Below are 7,136 nucleotides of genomic sequence, written 5' to 3'. Positions count from 1 at the left end.
ATAGCGACTTGACTTAATAACACTCATTTGAATCATTGTCAAGTACAATTTATACCAAATTAGATGAGCTTACCCTGCTGTTAAAATGCGTTTGTTTTCCTCAGAACTTACAGCAAATAAGCTAGCTTTTAGGACAGAAATTAACACGCTAGCAGGAAGCGTTACAAGTTTCTGTTGAACGCTGGGGATAGCCGGAAATTCGTCCGCAGCTAGCCCACGAATGGCGTGCTTGCTTCTTGACGCACTCAGAATGGCACTGACTGATGGAACGTCGCTTCCTTTAATAATTTCAGAAGAACTCTTTAAAGTGAGGTTGCCGTTAGGAAATTTTCCCAGAATGTCAGCAAGTATGGGTGCGGGGAGGGTAAGCTTCCCAGATTGATTGACATTCGCACCAAAGCTCACTTGCATTCCAAATTCTAAGTTGTAAGCAGTCAGATGCAAATGTTGAGTTTCTGCATCAGCTTCAATCAAAATATTGGACAAAATGGGATGGCTGCTATTGCTGGGAATGATGCCTTTCAGGGCTTGTATATAATCGTTGAATTCTCTTGAATCGCAGGCAACTTCAATAGCTGATGGGAGAGGAGAAGGGGAAGGCAATATCGCCTCATTTGACAATGTTTCTAGAGAAGGAGCATCGACGGCTGGAAGTGCTGCAAAATTTGTGTAAGTTTGCGAGGTTTCTACTTTTTGTGGAGAGATTGTTAAGGGCTCGTAAACCGAGTCAGTTTCAGTTGTTGCTTTGACTGATTTCTTCACAGTTTTGGCAGAATTATGTGCTGTGGCAGTCGAGCGTTTTTTCTTAACTGTTCTCTCCAAATTTTCCTCTTTAGGCGGTGTTCCTGTTAGTCGAGATTTTGCCATAATTAGCCTGGTGTCAGGGGTGCGATTGGCCGCTGCGGTAGCAGCACTTGTTATGGCCGAGAAAAGGGAGTGGGAAGGGAAAGGAGAAGGGGAAGGAACCCACGCTTAAAGACATAGGATTGAAGGATCGATATTATCAAAACCTATGATGAGGCAATAAAAAATTATGTTTGGCCGAACGTGAAAAACCAATCAATTGCTACGAGTGATTTTTTCTAATTTATTCAGCAAGCCCTAATTACCCCAAAAAATAATCTCCCCTACTTTTGCTTCAACACCACCAAGGCAATATCATCAAAAACTTTTTGCTCGCCAATATGCCGCCGCACATCTTCAATTACGACTTGCCGAATTTCCTCGACCCCTAGGTGGTGATTTCTGGATATGACTTCGCACAGTCTCTCCAAACCGTAAAGTTTTCGATTAATATCGAAAGCTTCAGTAATCCCATCGGTATAAAGCACCACTACATCTCCCGGATTCAGCAACACTTGAGTTTGGGCAACAAAATCAGCAATCTCCACATCCAAACCAATCGGGAAACCCAGAGATATTGTATCTATCCGCTCGACGCTGCTATCAGTACGCACCACTATTATCTCTTCATGTTGACCGCTGATATTGAGGATGCTATCTTGATACTCTAATAATGCCAATGTCATATTTTTTCCAGAATTCATCCGCTGGAGATTGCCGTAAAGGGTTCGATTGAGCACATCCATAAACCTCACCGGGTCTGTTTCATTACTTTCTTGAAGTGTTCGGACAGCGGTTTGCGCCATAATCATTATCACGCCACTTTCTAACCCGTGCCCCGTAACATCGCCGATGCTGAAATAGACTTTGCCATTCTTAGATAGCACGTCGTAGTAGTCGCCACCCACTTCATCTGCAGGTTCCATAAAAACAGCAATTTCCAAGTCTTCAATTGCCTCAATTTCTGAGGTATTTGGCAGCACCATTTGTTGCAGTTGTCTCGCTACATCTAATTCGGCACTTAAGCGGATATTCTCTTTTTTCAAGCGTGAGTTGAGCGCAGTAATTTCTTCATAGGCAAGGGCGAGTTGGCGGTTGGAATCAGCTAGTTGAGCCGTGCGCTGTTGCACTTTCTCTTCTAAACTTTGATAGAGGCGAGCATTTTCAATGGAAATAGCAGCTTGAGCAGATAATACTTTTAAAAGTTCCAATCTGTCGGCTGTAAATGCAGCCTCGGTTAAATTGTTTTCTAAATAAAGAATGCCGATGCAAATTCCTTGATGTTGAATGGGGAGACACAGTAGCGATTTAGGATGACGCTGGATAATATAAGGATCGGCAGCCCAATTAGCTTCCTTGGTTGCATCATTAATTACTAGAGTTTCAGCCGTGCGCCAAACATAATTGACGATTGATACCGGAATCTCTTGGCTGCTGTCAACTAAGATAGATTGCAAGTGGCACTCGCTACCAAGCGATTGAGCGGTGATAAATAATTCACCCGCTTGTTCTAAAATCAGAGCGCCGCCTGTTGCTCCTGCATTCTCCATCACGACTTTCATTAAAGCTGAGATTAACTTATCGAGATTAATTTCTCCAGATATGACTTGAGAGGCTTCGATGACTGTTGTTAAATCTAGAGCTGATGAAATACCTGTACCAGTGCTACTTGTAACTTTGAGCGCGGCGATTTCATGAGTCATCAGAGTTACTGTATCGCCCAATTGCGCGCCGGGATTTCTAATAAAAATAGGGGCGAGTAATTGAGGATAGCGTTTTTCTAAATCTTCAATTTTTGCTTTGGCTCCCCAGCGAGAGTAAGCGTAATAAGCTGCTATAATGTAGGTTTGAGCAATGGTTTCTTTGCCCCAAGCTAAGTAAAATTTGGCGGCAAGTTCGTTGGCGATTGCTTCTTCATTGACGTACTCGTTTTCTTTGGCGATGGCAATAGCGCGATCGTAATTATCCATTGCTTCTACATTTTCACCCAGAACCCGATGCCGTTCTGCTTCCACCAGATAAAATTTATGCAAGTGATTCATCGGCGCGTGTTCAGCCCAGGTCTTGAGTTTTTGCTGATTGTGTGCTACTTTTTCTAAAATTCGCTCGCGATCGCTGGTGGATGAATCGGTCAAAATCGCTAGCTGTACCAGGGAGTCGTAGAAATGGAATAGGGGTACACACAGAAGAGCGATCGCGCTATCAATATATTCCTCGGCCTTGGCAGTATTGGCGATCGCTTGTGGCAATTCCTCAAACAGATAACAGAGAATCAGCTTGTTTAAATACAAATAGTGCAATCCGTTTCTGTCGTTGCCTTCTAAATGTTGCGACAGTAATTCTACTTCGTCATAAGCTTCACCCACTAAAAGGCAGCGATTTTCCGACTCACCTAATAAGTTAAGCACTGCCTGCCGAAAAATTTCATTATAATTAAACGAGGCAATTTGTTTTAGTTGTTTGAGCGCATGACTGTAAGACGCCATTTCCCGTTCTAATTCAGTTAGTTCCGCCCCTGCAAAATATAAATGGTTACAGGCGTAACAGGCACTGTAAGCCGCAAATTCTAAATCTCCAGTTTCCAATCCAATTTGGTAACTTTCTAGCAAAGGTTTTAATGTTTTGCGGACTGGTTCTTTCCAATGGGCGACCATACCACCAAAAATAAAGAATGTTTTTGGCTTAATTTCCTTAACGTTGAACTCCGAAGCCACTGTTAAAGCTAAAAGACCAAATTGATAACCCAATTCAATATCTCCCACGACGCCGCACATAATTAATCCATAGGTGGCATAAGCAAAAGCCGACCAAGCAGCATTGCCATATTGCAGAGATAAATTCACCCGATGGCACACCGTCAGCGGATACATTTGAGGCGCAGAAATATAGGTAGCAGAAGATAAACTCGAAAGAATTTGCATTGCTGCCAATTTTTCGGGGTCGGTCATCGCTGGCAAGTTAATCAAGTCCTCGATTGGGCGAGAACCCAAATTTTCTCTCGTTTCCACCATTGCTTGCTGAATATCTGATGATTGGGTATTTTCTGGAAAATCTATTCCCAAAAGCTTCAGCACTTGTAGCCCCGTTCTCACCGCGTCTAAACCTCGGGTTTGCGCCATGTAGGCTTGAATTTTGACTTCATAAACTTTCACTTTATCCAGCAAAGTTTTAGCTTCGTTCAAAACAAGTGCTGACCACGCCTCCATCTGCTCGAAGTTACCCCCCAGATAGGCTGACTCAGCGGCTAATTCATACAGGGCCAGCGTTCGATCGTAATTCGTTTGCCAGCTATCTGCTGTTAGCAGTTTCATGCCTACAGATAAATAACCGATCGCGGCCGCATAGGCTGTAGAAGCTTTGGCTTTACGTCCCCCAACTAAATTTAACTGCACCAGTTCGTCTTGTTCTGTTTGACTGTCAATTAAATCGACGGCAATATTCAACTGGTTGACAATATCAAAAATTTTCTCTTCCCGTTCCGTTTCGGGGGTATTTGCCAACAGCAGCCGTCCAATTTTCAGATGAGTTGATTGTTTTTGGTCTTCTGGAATTAGAAAATAAGCCGCTTGCTGCACTCGATCATGGAGAAATTTGTAAGGAACTGTCAGTTCTACATTCTCTTGACTTGTGACCGAAGACTCATATTGGAAGAATTTGTAAACTTCGCTAATCGGAATAACTAAACCTTCTTGCAAAGCTTTCCACAAGTCTGCCGCCGTCTCGGCTTGCGATTTTTCACGGACAATTGCTAGGGTAGCGAGGTCAAAAGTGTTGCCTATGCAAGCTGCTAATTTCAATACGGTTTGAGTATTCTCCGGTAGCTTTTGCAACTGAATTGCCATAAACTCGACAACATCATCGCTGACGGAAATTGTCTTAACTTGTGCAATATCGCACTGCCAATAGTTGCAGCTAAAATCAAACGATATTAATCCATCTTCGTAAAGCGATTTGAGGAATTGATTCGTAAAGAAAGGATTGCCTTTGGTTTTTGCCAGTACGAGTTCGGTTAAAGAAATTGCTCGCTCTGGCGGACAACTCAGAGTATCGGCAATCAGGCAGTTTAAGGAAGGTTGGTCTAAAGGTGCTAAGGTAATTTGATTGACCGTCGCATTAGTTTCCTTAATTTCATCTAACGTCAGCATCAGCGGATGTGCGGGAGAAACTTCGTTGTCTCGATAAGCTCCTATTAGCAACAGACAACGGGTATCCCCATCGCTTAAAAGCAATTGCATCAACTTCAAAGAAGCTGAATCTGCCCACTGTAAATCATCTAAGAAAATCACTAAAGGATGTTCTTGAGTCGCGAAGACTCGGATAAACTTTTGAAACAGCAAATTGAAGCGATTTTGAGCCGCACTTCCTTCTAGTTCGGGGGCGGGTGGTTGCTTGCCAATCAGCAGTTCTAGTTCGGGGATGACCTCAATAATGACTTGGCCGTTTTCTCCCAAAGCGGCTAAGATTTTTGCTTTCCATTTCTGCACAACAGCCGCAGTTTCAGTCAGCAGTTGTCGCATTAAATTTTGCAGAGCTTGTACCCAAGCCCAGAAGGGAATATTGCGATTAAATTGGTCGAATTTTCCTTTAATAAAATAACCGCGTTGGCGGACAATGGGTTTGTGAACTTCATTGACAACGGCAGTTTTACCAATGCCGGAAAATCCTGCTACTAGCATTATTTCTGAATTGCCAGAACTGATGCGTTCAAATGCTGCTAAAAGCGTTTCTACTTCGGTTTCTCGGCCGTAAAGTTTTTCTGGAATAACGAAGCGTTCGGAAATGTCCCTTTTTCCTAATTCAAAGGGTGCAATCCTACCGCTAGCTGCGTACTGTTCCAAACATTTTTCTAAATCGTATTTAATCCCAAAAGCTGTTTGATAGCGGTCTTCAGCGGTTTTTGCGATCAATTTCATTACGATGTCATTTAAAATTTGGGGGATGGCGGGATTTACGGCAATGGGGGGAATGGCTTGACGGGCAATATGACAGTGAACTAATTCCATCGGGTCTGTCGATAGAAAAGGCAACTGACCCGCTAGCAGTTCGTAAAAAGTTACGCCCAAGGAGTAAAAGTCAGTACGATAGTCAATACCCCGATTCATGCGTCCCGTTTGTTCCGGGGAGATATAAGCGAGGGTTCCTTCTAACTGATTGGGGTTTTGAATTTCTTGGCTTTCTCTGGGTAAAAGCGAGGAAATGCTGAAGTCAATCAGTTTGACTTGTTTAGTTTGAGGGTTAATTAGAATATTCTGGGGTTTAATATCTTTATGAATAATTTGGCAGCGATAAAGTCCTTCTAACGTCGTGACAATTTGAAGAGCTATGTCAAAAAAATCAGCGAGGTTATCGGTAATTTTTCCGGTTGTTGAAAAAACCGGGGAAGTCAGGTAGTTAGCCAGGGAAATGCCACCATAATCCTCCATTATCAGGGCAAAACCATTTCGATAGTTTTCCAAGCTTAAATGTTGGACAATTCCCGGAAAACCGAGATTTTTGGCAATTGTGTATTGATTGCGGAACTGTACCAGTTCGGTGAATGTTGGATATTCAGACTGAAGCAGTTTGATTGCAACTGGTTGACTGTCTAAGTCTTTAACCCCTAGATAAACTTGGGTTCTGTTACCATTGTAAATTTGTTCGGTGATGTAATAGCCAGGGATTGTTAGAGTTGTCATTTTTACGCGAGATTGGTAATTTACAATTTTTAATTCTTGGTCTAGCGATATACATCATACATCCACTTTAGGGCTGTAGCAGTATTGTATATTTGGCTAATTTTGAGCCTAGAGAGAAGAAGGAATCTTGGAGCTTATAAAATTACCTTAACCTTATCCTTTATTTAGTAAATTTACGAACAAAATCTAGAACCCCAATATTAAGTCTTGTTATGATTTATTATAATATATCAACTTTTCCTACATTTCTTTGCTCGATCGAGGGGACTAATAACTTGTATGAGTAATATTGTTGGCAGGCAAAGAAATTAATGGGTACGATTTAAAAATCAGTACAAGGCTCAAACTGAACGGGTATTTTCAGGGAGTTGTTGATGGATACAATTTTAGAGGTGTTCTTTCTACCACCCATGGCGATCGCGCGTTTAGGTAGCAGCGATACACCAATGGAAAGTTTCACTTGGACAGAAGATCCCAGCGTCTTTGGGGGCGATATGACCATTATAACCCCCCAAGTCAGCTTAGAAGTCAGAGAAGATGGCTGGGAGCATGTCACTTTTGCGATAAGTATTTATACTTGTGCAGTTTTTCGAGGTCTACCAATTAAGCCATTTAAGT

3 protein-coding genes are annotated in these 7,136 nt (G+C 42.4%); 1 reads left to right on the top strand and 2 read right to left on the bottom strand.

The features are described 5' to 3' along the window. Window positions 1–69: 69 nt before the first annotated feature. The gene (locus tag QUA02_RS32520; RefSeq protein WP_333033851.1) at window positions 70–867 is read right to left on the bottom strand and encodes a hypothetical protein; all 798 of its coding nucleotides are present in this window, start codon (window positions 865–867) and stop codon (window positions 70–72) included. A 260-nt stretch (window positions 868–1,127) separates the two neighbouring features. Further along, window positions 1,128–6,518, bottom strand: coding sequence for an AAA family ATPase (locus QUA02_RS32515; protein WP_333033850.1), 5,391 nt, complete (start codon window positions 6,516–6,518; stop codon window positions 1,128–1,130). A gap of 374 nt (window positions 6,519–6,892) precedes the next feature. Here QUA02_RS32515 and QUA02_RS32510 point away from each other — a divergent pair. Next, the coding region (locus tag QUA02_RS32510; RefSeq protein ID WP_333033849.1) for a hypothetical protein at window positions 6,893–7,136 on the top strand (244 nt) is incomplete at its 3' end.

Source organism: Microcoleus pseudofavosus SVA1_A4 (assembly GCF_036700565.1).
GTDB lineage: Bacteria > Cyanobacteriota > Cyanobacteriia > Cyanobacteriales > Microcoleaceae > Microcoleus.
The sequence above is the reverse complement of the archived record's forward strand: the minus strand, read 5'-3'. Positions and strand labels throughout refer to the sequence as shown.